This window comes from Sphingobium xenophagum (genome assembly GCF_002288285.1).
GTDB classification, from domain to species: Bacteria; Pseudomonadota; Alphaproteobacteria; order Sphingomonadales; family Sphingomonadaceae; genus Sphingobium; species Sphingobium xenophagum.
On the sequence record NZ_CP022745.1, the window covers coordinates 2187801 to 2207663 of the forward strand.

At 61.2% G+C, this 19863-nt stretch carries 19 protein-coding genes; 8 read left to right on the top strand and 11 right to left on the bottom strand.

The window, feature by feature from the left end; translation table 11 throughout:
• Positions 1-185: 185 nt before the first annotated feature.
• From CJD35_RS22395 to CJD35_RS23400, 3 genes are all read right to left on the bottom strand, one after another.
• On the bottom strand, positions 186-1355 hold the full coding sequence (locus CJD35_RS22395) for a hypothetical protein (RefSeq protein ID WP_157742300.1): 1170 nt from the start codon (positions 1353-1355) through the stop codon (positions 186-188).
• A 285-nt stretch (positions 1356-1640) separates the two neighbouring features.
• Positions 1641-4562, bottom strand: coding sequence for an excinuclease ABC subunit UvrA (uvrA, locus tag CJD35_RS10800; RefSeq protein ID WP_095687027.1), 2922 nt, complete (start codon positions 4560-4562; stop codon positions 1641-1643).
• 575 nt (positions 4563-5137) lie between these two features.
• Positions 5138-5272 carry a hypothetical protein gene (locus CJD35_RS23400; RefSeq protein WP_017182017.1) on the bottom strand — a complete coding sequence of 45 codons (135 nt, stop codon included), beginning with the start codon at positions 5270-5272 and terminating at the stop codon, positions 5138-5140.
• Between the two features lie 156 nt (positions 5273-5428).
• Here CJD35_RS23400 and CJD35_RS10810 point away from each other — a divergent pair, with 156 nt between their 5' ends.
• Complete coding sequence (locus tag CJD35_RS10810; RefSeq protein ID WP_017182018.1) at positions 5429-5761, top strand: UrcA family protein; 333 nt, start codon at positions 5429-5431, stop codon at positions 5759-5761.
• Positions 5762-5849: 88 nt separating this feature from the next.
• Here the strand turns inward: CJD35_RS10810 and CJD35_RS10815 are convergent, their stop codons facing one another.
• Together CJD35_RS10815 and CJD35_RS10820 are read right to left on the bottom strand one after the other, a co-directional pair.
• Positions 5850-6593, bottom strand: coding sequence for a LytR/AlgR family response regulator transcription factor (locus CJD35_RS10815; RefSeq protein ID WP_019051471.1), 744 nt, complete (start codon positions 6591-6593; stop codon positions 5850-5852).
• Positions 6594-6598: 5 nt separating this feature from the next.
• Positions 6599-7711 (bottom strand): sensor histidine kinase, encoded by a 1113-nt coding sequence (locus CJD35_RS10820; protein WP_017182020.1) that lies wholly within the window; start codon positions 7709-7711, stop codon positions 6599-6601.
• Positions 7712-7845: 134 nt separating this feature from the next.
• On the opposite strand from CJD35_RS10820, the gene CJD35_RS10825 reads away from it, so the two are divergent.
• The 3 genes from CJD35_RS10825 (at position 7846) to CJD35_RS10835 (ending at position 9093) form a co-directional block, all read left to right on the top strand.
• Positions 7846-8058 (top strand): hypothetical protein, encoded by a 213-nt coding sequence (locus CJD35_RS10825; protein ID WP_241763599.1) that lies wholly within the window; start codon positions 7846-7848, stop codon positions 8056-8058.
• 82 nt (positions 8059-8140) lie between these two features.
• On the top strand, positions 8141-8395 hold the full coding sequence (locus CJD35_RS10830; protein ID WP_017182022.1) for a hypothetical protein: 255 nt from the start codon (positions 8141-8143) through the stop codon (positions 8393-8395).
• A 149-nt stretch (positions 8396-8544) separates the two neighbouring features.
• Positions 8545-9093, top strand: a complete 549-nt coding sequence (locus CJD35_RS10835; RefSeq protein WP_026002204.1) for a hypothetical protein — start codon at positions 8545-8547, stop codon at positions 9091-9093.
• A gap of 73 nt (positions 9094-9166) precedes the next feature.
• On the opposite strand, the gene pgl is transcribed toward CJD35_RS10835, so the two are convergent.
• The 5 genes from pgl to CJD35_RS10860 form a co-directional block, all read right to left on the bottom strand.
• On the bottom strand, positions 9167-9856 hold the full coding sequence (gene pgl, locus CJD35_RS10840) for a 6-phosphogluconolactonase (RefSeq protein WP_017182024.1): 690 nt from the start codon (positions 9854-9856) through the stop codon (positions 9167-9169).
• A 4-nt stretch (positions 9857-9860) separates the two neighbouring features.
• Positions 9861-10337, bottom strand: coding sequence for a YbaK/EbsC family protein (locus CJD35_RS10845; protein ID WP_017182025.1), 477 nt, complete (start codon positions 10335-10337; stop codon positions 9861-9863).
• The gene (gene galE / locus CJD35_RS10850) at positions 10337-11335 is read right to left on the bottom strand and encodes a UDP-glucose 4-epimerase GalE (RefSeq protein WP_017182026.1); all 999 of its coding nucleotides are present in this window, start codon (positions 11333-11335) and stop codon (positions 10337-10339) included. The genes CJD35_RS10845 and galE overlap by 1 nt, the downstream gene beginning before the upstream one ends.
• A gap of 66 nt (positions 11336-11401) precedes the next feature.
• Positions 11402-13579: a 3-hydroxyacyl-CoA dehydrogenase NAD-binding domain-containing protein gene (locus CJD35_RS10855; RefSeq protein WP_017182027.1), complete on the bottom strand. Its 2178-nt coding sequence runs from the start codon at positions 13577-13579 to the stop codon at positions 11402-11404.
• A gap of 118 nt (positions 13580-13697) precedes the next feature.
• A complete protein-coding gene (locus CJD35_RS10860; RefSeq protein ID WP_017182028.1) occupies positions 13698-14906 on the bottom strand; it encodes an acetyl-CoA C-acetyltransferase in 1209 nt (402 codons plus the stop codon).
• A gap of 256 nt (positions 14907-15162) precedes the next feature.
• On the opposite strand from CJD35_RS10860, the gene CJD35_RS10865 reads away from it, so the two are divergent.
• Entirely contained in the window at positions 15163-16749 is a 1587-nt protein-coding gene (locus tag CJD35_RS10865; protein ID WP_244917246.1) for an MFS transporter, read from the top strand.
• Here CJD35_RS10865 and CJD35_RS10870 read toward each other — a convergent pair whose 3' ends face one another.
• Positions 16750-17349 (bottom strand): nucleotidyltransferase family protein, encoded by a 600-nt coding sequence (locus CJD35_RS10870; RefSeq protein ID WP_017182030.1) that lies wholly within the window; start codon positions 17347-17349, stop codon positions 16750-16752.
• A 158-nt stretch (positions 17350-17507) separates the two neighbouring features.
• Here CJD35_RS10870 and folE point away from each other — a divergent pair, with 158 nt between their 5' ends.
• The 3 genes from folE (at position 17508) to CJD35_RS10885 (ending at position 19808) form a co-directional block, all read left to right on the top strand.
• Positions 17508-18113 (top strand): GTP cyclohydrolase I FolE, encoded by a 606-nt coding sequence (gene folE / locus CJD35_RS10875; RefSeq protein ID WP_017182031.1) that lies wholly within the window; start codon positions 17508-17510, stop codon positions 18111-18113.
• Positions 18110-18946, top strand: coding sequence for an SDR family oxidoreductase (locus CJD35_RS10880; protein ID WP_086485434.1), 837 nt, complete (start codon positions 18110-18112; stop codon positions 18944-18946). Before folE ends, CJD35_RS10880 begins: the two co-directional genes overlap by 4 nt.
• 85 nt (positions 18947-19031) lie before the next feature.
• Positions 19032-19808 (top strand): enoyl-CoA hydratase-related protein, encoded by a 777-nt coding sequence (locus CJD35_RS10885; RefSeq protein ID WP_017182033.1) that lies wholly within the window; start codon positions 19032-19034, stop codon positions 19806-19808.
• The last annotated feature ends 55 nt before the right edge of the window (positions 19809-19863 follow it).

A 19863-nucleotide genomic window follows, 5' to 3' on the forward strand; every position in this document is an offset into this window, starting at 1 on the left:
ATTGCTGCATCGAAGAAGCGGACCCGATAGGGTCGGCCAGCCCATCCAGCAGGGCGAAACCGACAACTTCAAAGCCGCGTTGCAGAACAGGATGAAACCAGCCGTGGATGGGTCGTCGAACATACCTATCCTGCTTGACTATCAGCGGGGGAGGGGGAAATTGAGAACGGGGGAATAGTCTAGAGCTAACCCTTTTCACAACTTGCAGGTGCCAAGTTGCTCAATTTGGACGGCTTTATTAGTTGCAAAGTATCTCTCAGCGTTGCCCACCGCGGCAGGACAAGATTAAGATATTCTAAATAGTAATCCATTATTTCTGACATACTTTTTACATCATTTCCTGTAATTAGCACAGAAGATGATATCATACTAGTATAGACTGAAGCGATATGTTCGTAAGGATTCTTAGATAGTCGATGGCGATGTAGGAATTCTGCTATAGTTAACATGATGCACCATGCTCTTACGTCGGATCTGGCATGGGTTTTATCAAAAGTATAATCATCATTGTCCCGATAAGGAATTACGTCATCACCGAGAAACATAAGAAACGCGCATATCAAAGAAAACTCACCTAAGTCGTTAGGGGATTTATACGAAAATTTGAGAAACTCTGGTACTTTTGAATATTTTTTATTCATGGCGCTGCGAACCATGTTTAGCCAACCAATTGCAGCAAAAGCATCGGCGTCAAATTCTAGCGTGTTATACGTTCTCAACGAGGAGCTTCTGTCCTCGAATAAATGAATTCCATCAATAGAAAGAAAATTTTCTTTCGATATTTTAAAATCTAAATGCCCGTTCAAGATATGGCCAATTTCATGAAATATAACCATTCCAAAGACGCCACATAATAGTTTAAAAAGAGATGGATCTTTGGTGGTCGTAATAATAGGTATTCCATTTTCTCTAGGTAGTTTTTTGTAATTTTTTTCTGTGATAACTTCATGGAAATCATCTGATATGTCCATGAATTCTTTTCCAATTTCAGTACATGGCCATATGCTGCAGTTTCTAGCTAGTAAACCAGTAAGTCCGCTAAAATAACAAATAACATATCTGTCTCGTATTTTAGAACAAAATGCATTTTCTAAACCATCACAATCAATAAAGCAGATATTAATTTCCGAATTGCAACCCCATGTTAAATTACAGTAATTTATAATATTATCTGCTAAATTACATAGGACGGCATTGATCGGGGATAATGAATAAATATCTGAGTAGCTTATTATTTTTCCAGAAAATCCCCTTTTTTCTAGTATGTTCTCGATGTCGCCAAATCTATTATCAGGCAAATAGTGTTGAAAATAGTGACCAAATGAACCAGAGTATTCATTTTCAGATATGGTCATTTCAATATCCAATAATTTATTACAATAAAACATAGAAATTGATCTACATATCATTTTCAATAGTTTTATTAATTAATTATATGCCCCTGTATATTATATAGAAAACTCATTCATCAGTTAAGCTAAGATTGAAGCGAGATGTTACCCCGTAAATCATCGCGGCTCTTCACAACCGTCTCCGATGTGCCCTCAGCTACCACCTCGCCGCTCTTGACGCCGCCCTCTGGTTGACTGCGTTGACCGTACCCCGGACGGTCTTGGCGCGTTCAAATGTCGAGGATTCAATCATTCTGCGGCCTCGGCCTTTGGACGAGCCAAAAGGGGAGCGAGATAGTGGCCAGTGAAACTGCGGGATTCCTTGGCGACCTTTTCCGGCGTGCCCTCGGCAACCACTTCGCCACCCTTCACGCCGCCTTCCGGTCCCATGTCGATGATCCAGTCGGCGGTCTTGATGACGTCCAGATTATGTTCGATCACGACGACGCTGTTGCCCTGGTCGACCAGCGCGTGGAGGACTTCCAAGAGTTTGCGGACATCCTCGAAATGGAGGCCCGTGGTCGGTTCATCCAGAATGTAGAGGGTGTTGCCGGTGGCGCGGCGGGAAAGTTCCTTGGCGAGCTTGACCCGCTGCGCTTCGCCGCCGGACAGGGTCGTGGCCTGCTGGCCGACCTTGATATAGCCAAGGCCCACTTCGGCGAGCATCGCCATCTTGTCGCGGATGGGCGGGACGGCCTTGAAGAATTCGACCGCGTCCTCGACCGTCATGTCCAGCACGTCGGCGATCGACTGGCCCTTGAACTTCACCTCCAGCGTTTCGCGATTGTAGCGTGCGCCGTGGCATACGTCGCATGTCACATAGACGTCGGGCAGGAAGTGCATCTCGATCTTGAGCACGCCGTCGCCCTGGCACGCTTCACATCGGCCGCCCTTGACGTTGAAGCTGAAACGGCCGGGCTTGTAGCCGCGCGCCTGGGCTTCGGGGAGGCCCGCGAACCAGTCGCGGATGTTGGTGAAGGCGCCGGTATAGGTGGCCGGGTTGGAGCGGGGAGTGCGGCCGATGGGTGACTGGTCGATGTCGATCACCTTGTCGCAATGTTCCAGGCCCGTCACCTTGTCATGCGCGCCGGCCAGAATGCGGGCGCCGTTCAGGGCGCGGGCGGAGGCGGCGTAGAGCGTGTCGATGGTGAAGCTGGACTTGCCGGAGCCGGAGACGCCGGTGATGCAGGTGAAGGTGCCAAGCGGGATCGATGCGGTGACGCCGCGCAGATTGTTGGCGCGGGCATTGTGGACGGTGATCTTCTTGCCCGATCCCTTGCGGCGCTTCTTCGGCACGTCGATGCGGCGGGTGCCGTTCAGATAGTCGGCGGTCAGCGACCCTTTGGCGGCGAGGATGTCGGACAGCGTGCCCTGGGTGACGATCTGCCCGCCATGGATGCCTGCGCCCGGCCCCATGTCGACGATATAGTCGGCGTGGCGGATCGCATCCTCGTCATGCTCGACGACGATCACGCTGTTGCCCAGGTCGCGCAGGCGCTTCAAGGTCACGAGCAACCGGTCATTGTCGCGCTGGTGCAGGCCGATCGACGGTTCATCGAGGACGTAGAGTACGCCGGACAGCCCGCTACCGATCTGGGACGCCAAGCGAATGCGCTGGGATTCGCCGCCGGACAGCGTGCCGCTGGTGCGGTCGAGATTGAGATAATCGAGCCCGACATTGTTGAGGAAGCCCAGGCGCTCGACGATTTCCTTGAGAATGGCCTTGGCGATCTGGTTCTGCTGATCGTTTAGCTTGTCCGGCATCGCGGTGAAGAAATTGAGCGCGTCCACGACCGATCGGCGGGTGGAGAGGGAAATATCCTCGCCCGCAATCTTGACCGCCAGCGCTTCGGGTTTGAGGCGCGCACCGTGGCAGGTTTCGCAGGGCTGGGCGCGCTGATATTTGCTCAGTTCCTCGCGCATCCAGGCGGATTCGGTTTGCAACAGACGGCGGTTGAGATTGCCGATGACGCCCTCAAACGCTTTCTTCACCTCATAGCTCTTGCGGCCATCCATGAATTTCAGGGTGACCGGCTTGCCGCCGGTACCGTGCAGGATGATGAGCTTCACTTCGCCCGGCAGGTCCGACCAGGGTGTGTCGAGGCTGAAGCCGAATTCCTTGGCCAAAGAGCCGAGCACTTGCATATAATAGGGACTGGGCGGGTTGGATTTTGCCCAGGGGACGACCGCGCCCTTCTTGAGGCTCAGGGCTTCGTTGGGGACGACCAGTTCGGGGTCGAACTCCAGCCGTTCGCCAAGGCCGTCGCACGCCGGGCAGGCGCCCATGGGCGCGTTAAAGGAAAAGAGGCGCGGCTCGATCTCCGCGATGGTGAAACCGCTGACGGGACAAGCGAATTTTTCACTGAACACGATGCGGTTGGCGGGGATGCCGGACCCCTTCATCTTCTTGTCGGCGGCAGGGGCTTCATCCTCGCGGCCCGGCACGACGCCATCGGCCAGATCGACATAGGCCAGGCCGTCGGCAAGTTTGAGCGCCTGCTCGAAACTGTCGGCGAGGCGGGTACCCATGTCGTTTTCCACGGCCAGGCGGTCGACCACGACTTCGATGTCATGCTTATATTTCTTGTCGAGCGCGGGGGCGTCCTCGATCAGCATCATTTCGCCGTCGATGCGGACGCGGGTATAGCCCGCCTTCTGCCATTCGGCCAATTCCTTGCAATATTCGCCCTTCCGCCCGCGCACGACGGGCGCAAGGAGGTAAAAGCGGGTGCCCTGCGGCAGCAGCATCACGCGATCGACCATCTGGCTGACGGTCTGGGCGCTGATCGGCAGGCCGGTGGCGGGGCTGTAGGGGATGCCGACCCGCGCCCATAACAGGCGCATATAATCGTAGATTTCGGTAACGGTCGCGACGGTCGAGCGCGGATTCTTGGATGTGGTCTTCTGCTCGATGCTGATTGCGGGGCTCAAACCCTCGATATGCTCCACATCGGGCTTCTGCATCATCTCCAGAAACTGGCGCGCATAGGCGGAAAGCGATTCCACATAGCGCCGCTGTCCTTCGGCATAGATGGTGTCGAAGGCGAGCGAGCTTTTGCCCGATCCCGACAGGCCAGTAATGACGATGAGGGAATCGCGGGGCAAATCGACATCGACGCCCTTGAGGTTATGCTCGCGCGCGCCGCGCACACTTATGTGGGTCAGACTCATGGGGCGTGTTGTTCCAGATTTGTTCTGTTCGGGCAAGTCCATCTGCCGATCGTCCCGACAGATGGGGCGAGGGCAGGGATTTGAGAAGGGAAAATCCGCACCGTGGAGCGCAAAGCTAGCTGCCCTGTACCAAAGACATGGGCGTTGATTTGCGCGTCATTGCCGATTTTGTCGGCCATGACGTAGCGTCCAGTCATCCGACTGAGCCTATCCTGGCCAACGCAGGAACGCTGCCAACGGCGCGTCCCATGTCGTTGGTGGATGTCGGTCGGCGGTTTGTCGCCGGGGAATGCCGCCGGGCGTATTGCCGGGGCAGGTTGTCGAACGGGGCGTTCGCGCAGCGGCATTGCAGCTATGATGAGCGCCATGCAGAAAACGGCTGCGCAGATGTCGCACCGTCTTTTCCGCAACAGTTCATCCCGATCCCGGTGCCCGACAGCATCCTGGATACGCCCCCGGCCATCCCTTGCGCCGGGGGCGTTTTCTCGTTTGGCTGGCGCGGACCGATGCGCTGACCCTGCTGTCGCAGGCGCGCGAATTCCGCATCCGCCATTCGTTGCGATTCCCGCTTTCCGTTACGGCAAATGTCGTTTGGCGGCCTGTTCATGTCGTTCGTCGCGCTGTTTGTCCGAGCCGCGCGGCGCTTTGTCGATGGGAGCGTCGTTGGCCGATGCGGAGTGCCGCCGGTCGAACCAGGCGGGCGTCATCATCGGCCCGCGCCTAAACAGGGTGGGCGAACGGGAGACGGCGCCGACCCCAAATGATCCCCAGGCCCGCCCCGTTCGCACCCGGACCGCCGCCCGCCCCTAACAGGCGGTGGTCGATAAGTGGCGATTGAGCCACAGCAGATTTGAGGAGATAAGCCCATGTTCCGTTCGACCCTTTTCGCCGCGCTCGGTTCCTTCGCGCTGATCGCCACCGCCGGTTCGGCTTCGGCTGGTGAATTTATATCCAATGGCCGCACGAGCGAAGTGCGCCATGGCGACCTGAACCTGTCCAAGGCGTCCGACCAGCGGGAATTGCGTCAGCGCATTTCCCGCGCGGCAAACCGGGTTTGCAAGTCGACCGACCACGCCACCAAGCAGGCATGCAAGACGCAGGCGATCGCGCATGTCGAAGCGCCGGTCAACGCCGCCATCGCTCGTGCCGAAACCAGCGAACGCTATGCCGATGCAGGCGCGAAGGGCATGCAGAACTGATTACCGGGGTACCCGCCAAATTGTGAAGAAGCCCGGCCAATGCCGGGCTTTTTTGCGTGAGGGCAGGGCGACGCGCCGTTGTTCCGCCTCAGCGTCCCGTCATGGCGCGGGCGTTGGCCAGGAAGGTGCGGCCAATGCGGATTTCGTTACCGTCGACGAGCGCGGCGAACCAGACGCCGCTGCCGTCATGACGCAGGCGGGCGATATGATCGCGCCGGACGATGTGGGAGCGATGGAGGCGGACGAACTGCTGCGGATCGAGCCGCTCCTCCAAGCTGCTGATCGTCTGGTGCAGCAGATAGCTGTGGCTGCCGACATGCAGGCGCATATAGTCGCGTTCGGCTTCGATCCGGTCGATCTGGTCAGTGGCGATGCGGATCAGTTCGGAACGATGGGGCACCCAGAATTCTTCGGCCCAGTCGGGTTGTGGTTCGGCGGGTGCAGGGATGCCTTCGGGCGCGCGGTTGCGCAACACTGCCTCGACCCGGTCGATGGCGCGGGTCAGGCGATCGTGCGCCACGGGCTTGAGCATATAATCGATGGCGGCCAGGTCGAAGGCTTCGACCGCGAACCCTTCAAAGGCGGTAACGAAGATGACGGCCGGGCGGATGCCCATGCGCCCGACCGCGCGGGCGACGCCGATGCCGTCGAGCAACGGCATGGCGATGTCGAGCATGACGAGGTCGGGCTTCAATCCTTCGATCAGGCGTAGCGCAGCTTCGCCATCGGTGGCGGTGCCCACAAGCGCGATGCGCGGTTCACGCGCGCACAGCATCTGGAGCCGCTCGACGGCAAGCGGTTCATCGTCAACGATCATGGTGCGGATGGACATGGACGTCAGCAACCCCGACGGATGATGGGTAGGGTGAGGAGGACGGAAAATCCCTTCTCCTCGCGCGGACCATAGGCGATCTGGCCCTGATCGCCAAAGCGCGCTGATAGCCTGTCCCGCACATTGGCAAGGCCAATGCCGCTGCCGCTGTCCGACAGGCTGGGCGGGTTGTCGCCATCGTCGGTGACGGCGATGTGCATCAATCCGCCATCTTCCCTTGCGGTGATACGGATCTCGACCGGGCTGGAGGTGCGCGAGACGCCATATTTGATGGCATTTTCGACGAGCGGCTGGAGGATGAGGCCGGGGACGCAAGCGCTCATCAGGCCGGGAGGAATATCGATCACCGTATTCAGCCGGTCGGGAAAGCGAACCCCCTCAATATCGAGATAGAGTTTCTGGAGATGGACTTCCTCCTCCAACGGCACGTCGTCCAGCGGATCGCCGGTCAAGCTGGTGCGGTAGAAGTTGGAGAGTGACATGATCATCTGCTCCGCCTCGTCCCGCCGGTCCTTCATGACGAGGGAGGAGAGGGAGTTGAGCGTGTTGAACAGGAAATGCGGGTTCACCTGATAGCGCAGCGATCGCAGTTCGGCCTGCTGGGCCGCGCGCTCCAGCCGGGCAGCGCGGCGTTCCGTACGATGGGCTTCGCTGGCGTAGGACAAGGCGAGATAGAGGCCAGCCCAGGCGGCGAGGAAGAAATAGCGGCTGATCGCATCTTCGACGATCTGGATCAGGGCAAAAGCCTCTTCGCTGGCATATTTGCCCCGATCGCCGTCGGTGAAGATATTCACCGGGTCATAGACGTTGAACATGTAGAAATTGGCAGACGCCATCGCGAGCGCGAAGGGGGCGGCGAGCGAGAAGGCGGCGACGATGCGGACGCTTAAAGGCTTGGCGTCGAAGCGGCGCAGCACCAGGTAGAGAACCCAGGTGACGACTATGCCGATCACCGTGACGACGGCGCGGCGAATACCCAGTTCGCCCTGCGATTCAAAGCCCATCACGGCGGCGCGCAGGGTTACGAGTATGGCGTAGAAGAGCCAGAAACCAAGAATGGAATAAAGCGCGACCGCGGGGGATACGCCGCGTTCGCCGTCGTCGGGAAGGCTTGTCATCTTCACCTTTTACGCGCTGGCGGGGGAAATGTCGCCCCATGGCACGGTAGCTGGTCGAACTGCCCCGCCCGTTGGTCGAACATGGGAACCGCCGCCCGCCGCCGCCCGTTGAAACAGGCAAGAAGGAGAGTGTGATGAACGATCAGGATGATGTCCGCCCCAACAGTCGCGAGGAAGCGGGCGATGCGCGTGAATCCGATGCACAGGATCATGTGCTGAGCGAGGAAGAGAAGCTGGACGAAGGGTTGAAGGATTCGATGGATGCGTCCGATCCACCAGCCGCCACCCGTCCGGGTGACAAGGGCGATCCGGTGCCTTCGTCGGGCTTCAAGGAAGGGCAGGATTGATGGTTCTTTGCCGCAAATCATGCTAGTTTTGCTTCGCGGGATTGCGAATACGCACCTGCGTTTTTGAGAGGAGCGATCATCCATGCCGACATCTGCCACCCCCGCGATCGAACGCATAGCCCGCGTTCTTGCCGGCCGTCAGCTTAGCCTGAATGGCGGCGGCAGCGATCCCCATGCGGCAGGCGCGGTGGATGCGGCGTGGCCCAGTCATGTCGATGATGCCTATGCAATATTGCACACGTTGCGCGAACCGGACGCGCAGATGGCGCAGGCGGGCGACGTCGCGGTGTGGCGCAGCATGATCGGCGCAGTGCTGGAGCGACAGACGGGCGCGTGAAAGATTGCGCAACCGAGGCCAAATTTTCATGTTGCGCCGCACAACAAAATCTGGTCCGTTGTGAATGGCCGTGGAACAGGCGCTTAAGCCTTTAGCAACCATAAGAGGCGCATGTTCCTACGATCGACTTGGAGTCGGAGGGCATGACAATGGGTACGAGTGCAAGACCTGCGGACGGGGCCGTAACCTTGGCGGAATTGCGTGAATTCGCCAGTTTCCCGTCTGCCACGCAACGCTATATTCGTCGGTCGCTGGATATTGGGCTGCATCGTCGCGATGCGATGAAGCTGTGGTCGCGCGACATGGTGGAGGAAGCCTCCATTCGCGCACAAGCCCGCATCTATGGCCGGATCGAGGAGATCAAGGCGCGCGTGCCCGATGATAGTGGGCTGGATCAGGTCGAGCCATTCATGGCGCCGCTCGTCACCATCTCCGCCTTCGATCTGGGGCAGGACCGGCTGGCAAGTTTTTCGGCCTATCGTTTTCTTTATGAGCGGCTGCTGGGTGCGGGGGCACGGCCCTGGCTTCCGGGCGCCTTCTGCGCGGCGGCCAGTCTGCCGCATTTGCATCCCGAAAAGCGTCGTACGCTGCTTCAGTCGATCAGCGAAGCGGCGGCGACGGCGGCTGGCTGGTCCAACCGCGAGCCGACCTTCTACCCCGAATGGGTTGAGAAGGTGGATATGAGCAAAGCCAACTAAGGCTGACTGGACGCCGCTTCCGGGGGGAGGCGGCGTTTTTGTCGTCAATCCTCTCCTGCCGGGGGAAGCCTTTTCAGGCGCTAATCCAGACTTCCACCGGCGTCTGCGCCTGAAGCAGGGCAAGGCGGATAGGCAGTGTTTCGACCGGGCCATCCTCCAGCGCTTGGGCATAGACCGCCTTCTTGGCGTCGCCGCTGATTTGCAGAAAGATGTGGCGCGCGGCCAATATGGCGCTGGCCGTCAGCGAGAGGCGCTGGTGCGGCGCTGCGGGGGGCGTGACCGCGATGGTGCGGGCGGTGCTCGATAGGCCATCGGCCAGTTCCGCCGCAGCGGGAAAAAGCGAGGCGGTGTGGCCATCCTCGCCCATGCCCAGCAGCACTATGTCGAGCGGCCAAGGAATGGCGGCGAAGGCGGCTTCGACGGCGGGCCGGCCTGCATAAGCATCTGCCGCGTCATTTTTCATCGGCACGAAGTGCGCGGCGGCGGCCGGGCCGGTCAGCAAGGTATCGCGCAGCAGCCGTTCATTGCTGTCGGGCGCATCGGGCGCCACCCATCGTTCGTCGACCAAAGTTACGACAACCTTGCTCCAGTCGAGCGGGGTGCGGGCGAGTGCCTCCAGCACGGGCTTTGGCGACCGGCCACCGGACAAAGCGAGGCTAGCGGTGCCGCGCGTTGCGATCGCTTCGCTCAGCACGGTCGCGATGCGGGTGGCGAGGTCGGCGGCGGCTGCACCACCGTCGGTGAAATGATACTCTGTCGGCATGTGATTATTCCACGGTTTCAGGCAGGGTGCAGATGTCGATCCATTTAGCGTCAGTCAGTTGCGCGAGGCGGGCGGGGGTGAGTTCGACCGAACTGGTGCGTGAACCGGCGGCTGGAAAGACGGTGGCGAAGGCTTGGAGCGAGACGTCGCAATAGACCGGAAGCGGCGCAGCGAGGCCGAAAGGGCAGACGCCGCCGACCGGGTGGCCGGTGATGGCCTCGACTTCGTCAGCACCAAGCATGCGGGGTTTGGCGCCGAGCGCGGCTTTCGCCTTTGCGTTATGCAGGCGGGCATCGCCACGGGTACAGACCAAGGCGACGGTGTCACCGACGCGCAGCGACAGCGTCTTGGCGATGCGGGCAGGCTCGACGCCCAGCGCCTGCGCCGCCTCCAGCACGGTAGCTGTGCTGACGCCCTGGTCGATGATCGCGATGTCCGGCGCATTTGCAGCGAACCAGGCGCGTACGGAGGCTTCGCTCATCAGGCGCGTTCGCTCAGGCTGCGCTCCCATGCCAGGGCGTGGCGGACGATGAGGTCGAGATCGGCGTAGCGCGGTTCCCATGGGAAGGTGGACAGAATGGCGCGATTGTCGGAGATCAGCGCATCGGGATCGCCCGCGCGGCGCGGTCCCAAGGTGCGGTTGATGGTCATGTTGGTGACACGATCCACGGCGTCGAGCACTTCAAGGACGGAGAAGCCCCGGCCATAGCCGCAATTGAGCAGGTGGCTGCGCGCGGGATCGGCCATCAGGGCTTCGAGGGCGAGGACATGGGCGGCGGCAAGGTCCGTTACATGGATATAGTCGCGAACGCCGGTGCCGTCAGGGGTGTCGAAGTCCGTGCCGAAAACCGAGACGCCTGCGCGCTTGCCGAGCGCTGCTTCAACCGCGACCTTGATGAGGTGGGTGGCGCCTGCGGTCGACTGGCCGCTGCGTCCCTGCGGGTCCGCCCCCGCAACGTTGAAATAGCGCAGGGCGCAAAAGTTCATCGGATGGGCCGCCGCGACGTCGCGCAGCATATATTCGGTCATGAGTTTCGACATGCCGTACGGGTTGATCGGCCGTTGCGGCGTCGTTTCCTTGACCGGGCTTTCTTCGGGAATGCCATAGGTGGCGGCCGTCGAAGAGAAGATGAAATGGTTGACGCCGACGCGAACCGCGCTCTCTATCAGGTCGCGGGTCTTGGCGCTGTTATTGTGGTAATATTTGAGCGGGTTTTCGACGGATTCGGGCACGACGACCGATCCTGCAAAATGCATGATCGCGCGGATTTCATGCTTGCGCAGGGTGGATTCGACCAAAGGCTGATCGGCAATGTCGCCACGCACCAGCGGCACCCCATCGGGCACCGCCCAGTCGAACCCGGTGACAAGATTGTCGATGACGACGACGCCATAGCCGGCGTCCTTCAGAGCCAATACGGCGTGGCTGCCGATATAGCCTGCGCCGCCTGTTACCAGGATCGTCGGTTTGTCGCTCATAAAGAATAGGTCTCCCCAGATGTCATGGGGAGACCTAAACGAGCGACGCTACGATTTACAGTCTTTTCATGCCGCAGCGCGGGATGGCGCGGGGCGGTAGAATGTGCTGCCGGTGGACGCCATCTCGCGCAGTTGCGCGGTGGGCGCGAAGCGATTCCCATGGGTCGCGGCCAGCCGGTCCAGCACCGCAACGACATGGGCGATGCCGACCGTGTCCATATGAGCGAAGGGACCGCCGGTGTAAGGGGCAAAGCCCCAGCCGAAGATGGCGCCAATGTCGCCATCTTCAGGCGTTTCCAGCACGCCTTCCTCGAAACAGCGGGCGCATTCGACCAGTTGGCGATAGAGAAGGCGCTCCTTGACCGCCTCGACATCCGGCTGATCCTCGGCACGGGGGAACAGATCGGCGATACCGGGCCAGAGCGCTTTCTTGCCATTTTCGGGATAGTCATACCATCCCTTGGCATTTTTGCGGCCCAGGCGATCGAGTTCCACCATCTGCGTCATGACGTCGTCGGAACATTGCGCGACATAGGCGTCGCCCAGTTCCTTCTTGGCCGCCGTCATCACCTTATAGCCGAGTTCGATCGACACTTCGTCGCTGACCGCGAGCGGGCCGACGGGCATACCCAATTGCTTGCCCGCATTTTCGATCAGCGCGGGATTGATCCCTTCGGCCACCAGTTCCGCACCTTCCTGCACATAGGTGCCGAAGCAGCGCGAGGTGTAGAAACCGCGCGAGTCATTGACGACGATCGGCGTTTTCTTGATCTGGGCGACGAAATCGAGCGCCTTGGCAATGGCGGCGGGGCCAGTCTGCTTGCCCAGGATGATTTCGACCAGCGGCATTTTTTCGACCGGCGAGAAGAAATGGACGCCGATGAAATTTTCCGGCTTGGACCATGCGCCCGCCAGCTTGGTGATCGGCAGGGTGGAGGTGTTGGACCCGAAGATGACGTCGGGGCCAAGCACAGCCTCGACCTGCTTCGTGACTTCAGCCTTGATCGCGACATCCTCGAACACCGCCTCGATCACGAAGTCCGCGCCTGCCAGGTCGGCATAGGTTGCGGTCGGCGTGACGCGGGCGAGGGTGGCGGCCAGCTTTTCGGGCGTCATCCCCTTGCCAAGCCGCTTGGACAGGACGGATTCGACATGCGCCTTGCCCTTTTGCGCATAGGCAATGTCGCGGTCGAACAGGATGACCTCCATCCCCGCCTGCGCGGCGACGGTGGCAATCCCTGCACCCATCATGCCCGCGCCCAGCATGGCGAGCTTCATGGTCGGGGCCTTGGGCTGGTCCTTGGGGCGGCGCGCGCCGCGTTCGGCGGCCTGCTTGTTGACGAACAGGCTGCGGATCATGTTGCCGGCCTGCGGATCGGCCGCGACCCTGGCGAAATATTTGCTTTCGACGCGGATCGCGCGGTCGAAGGGCAGGATCGCCCCTTCATAGACCGCCGACAGCAAGGCGATGGGCGCATTCATGTTACGCTGGGTCTGCTTGAGCGTCATCGGCAGCGCGCCCACCATGGTCTGCACGAAGGCGGGGTTGAACCCGCCCGCACCGCCGGGAAATTTGAAACCCTTGACGTCCCATGGCTGGCTCGCGGCGTTGGGGTTGGCCTTGACCCATTCGCGCGCGGTTTCCAGCGCCGTGCCCTGCGGCACGACCTGATCGACGGCTTTCAGCATCGCCGCTTCGGCGGGACGGAACAGCTTGCCTTGCAGCATGTACATGAGCGCAGCCTGCACGCCGATGAGGCGTGGCAGACGCTGCGACCCGCCGCCGCCGGGGAACAGGCCGATCAGGATTTCGGGCAGGCCAAGCTGGGTCTTGGGACTGTCGCCGACGATCCGGCGGTGGCAGGCGAGGGCGAGTTCAAAGCCGCCGCCAACGCAGGTGCCTTCGATCGCGCAGGCGACGGGCTTGCCACAGGTTTCGAGGCGGCGGAACAACTGGTTGAGAACGAACACCTGATCGAAGATCGCAGCGGGCTGCGGGCGGCTGCCATCGCTGGTGGCAAGCATCGAGCCGAAATATTTAAGGTCCATGCCGGCCATGAAGCCGCTATCCTTGCCCGACGCGATCACGGCGCCCTTGATCGCGTCGTCCGACGCGATGCGGGTGATCGCGGCGTCCAGATCGGCGATGAAATCCGGGCCGATGACGTTCATCGACTGGTCCGGCACGTCGATCATCAAGGTGGCGATGCCGTCGGCGTCGGTGCTGATAGTGATGCTGTTCATTTTGATCTCCTCTCCCCCGTTCGCCCTGAGCCGGTCTAAGGGCTCGCCTGAGCGGAGCGAAGGCATCTCACTGCGTTCGATGGTGGGCTTCGACGTCGCTCAGCCCGAACGGAAATAGCTAGATACGTTCGATGATGATGCCGGTGCCCATGCCTGCGCCAACACACAGGTTGATGAGCGCGGTGCCCTTGCCCGACCGTTCCAGTTCGTCGAGCGCGGTGCCCAGCACCATGGCGCCGGTCGCGCCGAGCGGATGACCCATGGCGATCGCGCCGCCATTGACGTTGATCTGGTCATGGTCGAGCTGCATCGCCTGCATGTAGCGCAGCACGACGCTGGCGAAGGCTTCGTTGAGTTCCCACAGATCGATGTCGGCGGCAGTCATGCCCGCGCGTGACAGCAGCTTGCCTGCGACAAATTCCGGCCCTGTCAGCATGATGAGCGGTTCCGAACCGATCGAGGCCATGGCGCGGATGCTGGCGCGGGGCTTCAGGCCATATTTGTCGCCAATATCCTTGCCACCGACCAGGACGGCGGCGGCGCCATCGACGATGCCGCTGCTGTTGCCGGCATGGTGAATATGGTTGACCCTTTCCAGTTCGGGATAGCGCAGCAGGGCGACGGTGTCGAAGCCGGGCATCTCCTCACCAAGGGCGGTGAAGCTGGGTTTCAGCGCGCCCAGCGACTGCATCGTGGCGTCCGGGCGCATATGTTCGTCATGGTCGAGCACGATCTGGCCGATCACGTCGCGCACGGGGACGATTGATTTGGCAAAGCGGCCTTCGTCCCACGCCATCTTGGCGCGCTTCTGGCTTTCCACGGCATAGGCGTCGGCATCGTCGCGGCTGATGCCGAACTTGGTGGCTATGACGTCCGCGCCGATGCCCTGCGGCGCAAAATAGGTCTTGTAGGCGACTGCGGGGTCCATCGCGATTGCGCCGCCGTCAGATGCCATCGGCACGCGGCTCATCGATTCGACGCCACCGCCGATGGCGAAGAGCGCTTCGCCCGACATGACCTTCGCCGCCGCGATGTTCACGGCTTCAAGGCCAGACGCGCAGAACCGGTTGACCTGCACGCCCGGCGTTGTCTGTGCATAGTCGGCGTTCAGCACGGCGGTGCGCGCAATGTCCGCGCCCTGTTCGCCCACTGGCGTTACGCAGCCCAGAATCACATCGTCGACATCGGCGGTATCGATGGCGTTGCGATCACGGATCGCTTCCAGCGTCTGCGTCGCCAACTGGATCGGGGTGATTTCGTGCAGCGACCCATCGGGCTTGCCCCGACCACGGGGCGTCCTGACGGCGTCATAAATATAGGCTTCCATAAGATTTTCCCTCTCCGTGGGTCACCCTTGCCGGGGGCATCGGATACGCACTTGAATGTATTTACGTTTACGTAAAGTGCAAGCAAGAAATGCAGTTTTTGCGTGGCGTGGCTCTGACGTAAGGGCAGGGGCCAAAGACTGACGGGTTTGACCGGCGGACGATATTCCGCTTCATGGGCATGTGCCCGATGTTGATTCCCCCAAAGCCCCGTCGCCGCTTTCCATTCCCATTTTTCGTGCGATCTGGACGGCCAGTCTGGTGTCGAATTTTGGCGGGTTGATCCAGTCTGTCGGCGCGGCATGGATGATGACGTCGCTTTCGGCTTCCCCGTTGCTAATCGCGCTGGTTCCGGCGGCGACGACACTGCCGATCATGCTGCTGTCGCTATGGGCGGGGGCGGTTGCGGACAATCTGGACCGGCGCATGGTGATGATCGGTTGCCAATTGGCGATGCTGATCGTGTCGGCTGCGCTGGCAATCACGGCCTGGGCGGGGATGATTACGCCATGGCTGCTGCTGGCCTTCACCTTTGCGCTGGGCTGCGCCACAGCGATCAACGGCCCGGCCTGGCAGGCATCGGTGGGCGATATGGTCCCGCGCGCAATCCTGCCGAGCGCGGTGGCGATGAACAGCATGGGGTTCAACCTGGCACGCAGCGTCGGCCCGGCGCTGGGCGGGGTCATCGTCGCGACCGCAGGTGCCGCAGCCGCATTCCTGACCAATGCGCTGACCTATATCGCGCTGCTGGCGGTGCTGTTCCGCTGGCGGCCCGACCTGCCAGCCAAGCTGTTGCCGCGCGAGCGGCTGGGCGTCGCGATGCGCGCAGGCGTGCGTTATGTGGCGATGTCGCCCAAAATCCAGCTGGTGCTGCTGCGCGCGGGCGTGTTCGGCATCGGCGCGAGTGCGGTGTCGGCGCTGATGCCGCTGGTCGCGCGCAACATATTGGGCGGCGGGGCGCTGACATTCGGCGTGACGAGCGGCGCTTTCGGCATCGGCGCCGTGATTGGCGCGCTGTCCACGCGCCGACTGCGTACGCGCTATTCCGTCGAAACCATCGTGCGGACAGCGGCGCTGACGCTGGCGCTGGGAACCGCGATCACCGGCGCGAGCGGTTGGCTGGCGCTAGCCTTGCTGGGCTATCTCCTCGCCGGGTTCGGCTGGGTGACGGCGCTGGCGACGTTCAACGTATCGGTGCAGATGTCCGCGCCGCGCTGGGTGGTGGCGCGCGCGGTGTCGCTCTATCAGATGACTGCTTTCGGCGGTATGGCGATCGGCGCCTGGCTGTTTGGCTGGCTGGCCGAGTCTCATGGCGTGGTCGAAGCGCTCTATGCGTCGGCGGCGGCCCAGTTTGTCGCGGCGATGCTGGGCCTTGTCTGGCGCTTGCCACAGACGGGCGACGACAATCTGGATCTGCAAAACAGCTGGCGTGAACCTGATACCGCCGTGCCGGTCGAACCGCGTAGCGGGCCAGTGGTCGTGACGATCGAATATCGCATTCCGGCGGGGTCGATCGTCCCCTTTCTGGCGGCAATGAGCGAGCGGCGACGGATCAGGCGGCGCGACGGCGCGCATGGCTGGTCGCTGATGCGCGATCTTGGCGATCCGGAACTATGGCTGGAACGCTATCATGTGTCGACCTGGCTGGACTATGTGCGCCATAACCAGCGGCGCACCGTGGCCGATATTGCCAATAGCGACGCGATCTGGGCGCTGCACACCGGCCCGATCCCGCCAGTGGTTCACCGGATGCTGGAACGGCAGACCGGATCGCTGCCGATCAGCCGCGCGCCCGATCCGCGCGAAATGGGCGATGCGATGACGGACCCGACGCGATCGAGCTGATCAATCGGAGGGTGCCGGTCGCCAGCCGGGCAAGTCCTCCGGCGTGTCGATGTCATGCAGGACATTGCCGGTGGTTTCGATTTGAAGCCCGTGGCTGAGCAGCGCCCGCGCCCCTTGATCGCCCTTGAGCGCCAGCAATTCGGGGAAATGCTTGCGGCCTATGAAAGCGGGCGGGGAAGAGGAGAATCCATCGGTGCTGGCGACGACCGATCTTATGTCCTCCGCTGCCAGGCAGATGCGGTTATAGTGGGTCTGGGGCACTTCGGGCATATCGGCCAGGCAGATAAGGATGCCGCGGATGCGGTTCACCGGCATGACATGCTCGACCGCGCGCACGATGCTGCCCGAAATGCCGTCTTCGGGACGATCGTTGACGATGATGGTGTAGCCGCGCCGGTCAAGCTTGCGATGCAGGACGGGGGCGACCTCTATCGGGCGGACGACGGCGATCAGTTCGGCAAACGCCATCGAAGCTACGGTTTCAAGCGTGTGGGCGGCGAGCGGCTTGCCGCGCAGCTCCGCCATCAGCTTGTCCTCCTCACCAAAACGCGATGAGGTGCCGGCCGCCAACAGGACAGCTGCGATCCGTTCAGTACGCATGAGACGAGACAATGATTGGCATATTATGTGTGGCGACCTTCTGTTTTTGTCCGATTTGCCACCGCCGCGATCTTGTGTCCACCACCGTCAAAGGGTCTGGTCATCGGCGGGGCTAGTCGCCATATGCGGGGCCGATACGATAAGGAGTGGCCCTGTTCATGGCATGTGATCCCGATGCGGAGATGGTTGGCGAAGGCAAGGAGCCGGTTCCGGCAGAGGTTTCGGAAGCGATCCGCACGCTGATCCGCTGGTCGGGCGATGCGCCCGAACGCGAAGGGTTGATCGAGACGCCTGAACGTGTGGCGAGGGCCTGGCGCGAATATTGCCGGGGCTATCATGACGATCCCGCCTATCATCTCTCGCGCATTTTTCATGAGGTGGGCGGATATGACGATGTCGTGTTGTTGAAGGACATTCCGTTTCAGTCGCATTGCGAACATCATATGGCGCCGATCGTGGGGAAGGCGCATATCGCCTATCTGCCGGGCGACTATGTGGTCGGCATTTCCAAGCTGGCCCGCGTGCTGCATGCCTTTGCCAATCGCTTGCAGGTGCAGGAGCGGCTGACGTCCGAAGTGGCCAACTGCATCTGGGAGCATTTGAAGCCCCAGGGTGTGGCCGTCGTGATAGAGGCGACCCATGGTTGCATGACCGGCCGTGGGGTCAGGACGCCCAATGTCATCATGAAAACCAGTCGGATGCTGGGCGTATTCCGTGATGACGAAAAGTCGCGGGAAGAAGTGCTGAAACTCATCTCGTCATGATCGAGGAGGACGTCCCCTATCGCCCATTGGGCAGCGCGCGCGGTCAGGGCGAGGCGGGTGCCTTGCCGATCGCGAACAAAAGGCTGGCGCTGGTGACCGGCGGCCATCGGCGTCTGGGCGGGATCATCGCCGGGGTGCTGGCCAGAGCGGGCCATTCGCTGGCGATCCACGGCAGCCATGATACGCGGCTCGATTCGCATCTGGCGCTGACGCTGGAGGAGGAGGGGACGCAGTGGGAAGGCTTTGTCGTCGATTTCGCCGACCCCGAAAATGCCGAGGAACTGATCGCACAGGTCGCGGCGCGCTTTGGCCGCCCGCCCGACATCCTCGTCAATAGCGCTGCGCTGTTCGGGCAGGACCGACTGGACGATGTGACGGCCGAGGATCTGATGCGCCATTATGCGGTCAATTGCGCCGCGCCGGCCATGCTGACCAAGGCATTCGCAACCGTCCCGGCCGGATCGGGCGACAGGTGCATCATCAATATATTGGACCAGCGGATCGACCATCCCCATGGCGACCAACTGGCCTATACATTGTCCAAACTGGCGCTGGCGGGTCTGACCCGGACGACCGCGAGCAGTCTGGCGCCGCAGGTGCGGGTCAATGCGGTGGCGCCGGGGTTGACGATCGCGACGCCCGACTATGATGCGGATCAGATGGCGCGGCTGGAGCATATGATGCCGCTGGGTCGCCTGCCGCAGGCGGAGCAGATTGCGCAGGCGGTCCTCTATCTGGTCGACGCCAGTGCGGTGACGGGGCAGACGCTATATGTCGATGGCGGCGCGCACATGCGCAGCTACGACCGGGATTTCATGCATCTATGCCGATAGGTGCGGCGCAAATGCGGCGGAGTAGGGGCTGGCGGTCGACGCGCGTCGACCATAGAGCCTGTCCAAAGGCATAAGGGAGACGGCGATGACCTATGAGACGATTTTGGTGGAACAGCGCGACGCGGTAACGCTGATCACGCTCAACCGCCCGCAGGCACTGAATGCACTGAATGGGCAGGTGTTGACGGACCTGAGCGCCGCCTTTGCCGCCTATGACGCTGACCCGACCCAGCATTGTGCGGTCCTGACCGGCAGCGAAAAGGCGTTTGCGGCGGGCGCCGACATCAAGGAAATGGTCGAAAAGGAAGCGGCCGATTTCTTCCTGCAGGATTTCTTTTCCGGCTGGCAGACCGGCGTGGTTGCGACGCGCAAGCCGTGGATCGCGGCTGTGGCCGGTTTTGCGCTGGGTGGCGGATGCGAACTGGCGATGATGGCGGACTTCATCATTGCGGCGGACACGGCGAAATTCGGCCAGCCCGAAATCAAGCTGGGCGTCGCGCCGGGCATGGGCGGGTCGCAGCGCCTGACCCGCGCGGTGGGCAAGGCCAAGGCGATGGAAATGTGCCTGACCGGGCGCATGATGGGCGCGGAAGAAGCCGAGCGGTCCGGGCTTGTCAGCCGTGTCGTGGCTGCCGCTGATCTGCTGGACGATGCGCTCAAGACGGCCGCCGCGATTGCCGCGATGCCGCCTATGGCCGCGATGGTGAACAAGGAAATGGTCAATATCGCGTTCGAAACCGGCCTTGCCCAGGGGCTGCTGACCGAACGGCGCATGTTCCAGATATTGACGGCGACGCAGGACAAGAAGGAAGGCATGACCGCCTTTGTCGAAAAGCGGCCGGGCGTCTGGAAAGGGCGCTAAGCGTTCAGGGTGCTGTGGTCTCTTGCGAATGCGGGAGACCAGTAGGTCCGCTGAA